This is a genomic window from Deinococcus humi, from assembly GCF_014201875.1.
Classification (GTDB): Bacteria; Deinococcota; Deinococci; order Deinococcales; family Deinococcaceae; genus Deinococcus; species Deinococcus humi.
Map to the genome: position 1 here is coordinate 1 of NZ_JACHFL010000063.1, position 1,043 is coordinate 1,043.

The window sequence follows — 1,043 nt, forward strand, 5'->3', positions numbered from 1 at the left end:
GACCAGTTGTTGAAGCGTGCCCGCCCGAAGTAGTACGTCGGCGCGCAGGACAGCGAGAAATTGCCCCAGCGCTCGACGTACATCAGCGTGGTGGCGATCTTGAAGACGCTGCCGGGGTTGTACGCCTGCACCACGCGGTTGCTGGTCACGGCGTCCAGCGCAGCGTCCTTGCGGTTGGGGTCAATCGCCCAGTTCTTGGCGACGGGATCGGGGCTGGGCACTCGCGAGAACCAGTTGGGATCGTAGGCCGGGCTGGAGGCCATCGCCAGCACCTGGTTGGTGCGTGGATCGATGGCGATCACCGCGCCGCGCGTGAAGGGTTCCGGAGGCTTGCCGTAGTGCTTGCGGCCCTCGTTTACATCGGCCAGTCCCTTGCGCAGGGCATCCTCGGCGGCACGTTGCAGGCGGCTGTCGATGGTCAGAACCACGTCCTGACCACGGGTGCCCGGATCGATCACGCGTTCGGTAAGTGGGCGGCCCGTCGCCGTGACCTCGCGCCGCAGCACGCCGTTCTGGCCTTCCAGCGTCTTTTGCAGGCTGTATTCCAGCCCGGAGCGGCCCACCAGATCCCCGACGGTGTAACCGTCCTCCTCCACCTGTTTCTGGGTGGCCTCCTGCACGTAGCCCAGCAGGTGAGCGGCCATCTTGCCCTCCGGGTAGATGCGCTCGACGCGCTCACGCAGTTCCAGGCTGGGGATCAGGACGGTGTATTCGTAGAGGGCCGCCAGTTTTTCCTGCGGCACGTTGCGGGCCAACATGGTTTCGGTTTCCTTCTTGAAATCCGGTTCGCGGGGTTGCCCATCTTTCAGGGCATCCGGCTTGATACCCGCCAGGTACACGATCTTGTCCCAGGCAGGAATGGCCTCACCGCGCTCGGCGGCCCTGCGCCCGGTGTAGACCAGATCGACGGCCAGTCGGTTGGTGGCGAGCAGCACGCCGTCGCGGGTACGGATCTCGCCGCGCAGGGCACGGATCACCTCATCGCGCTGGAAGTTGCTGGCCGACTGCACCGCATACTGGCTGTGTTGCGTGACCTGCAGGGT

1 protein-coding gene is annotated in these 1,043 nt (G+C 65.4%); it reads right to left on the reverse strand.

The genetic code is table 11. The annotated features are described in order from the left end of the window. A partial coding sequence (locus HNQ08_RS27080; protein ID WP_268240047.1) for a penicillin-binding transpeptidase domain-containing protein occupies positions 1-1,043 on the reverse strand: 1,043 nt, incomplete at both ends.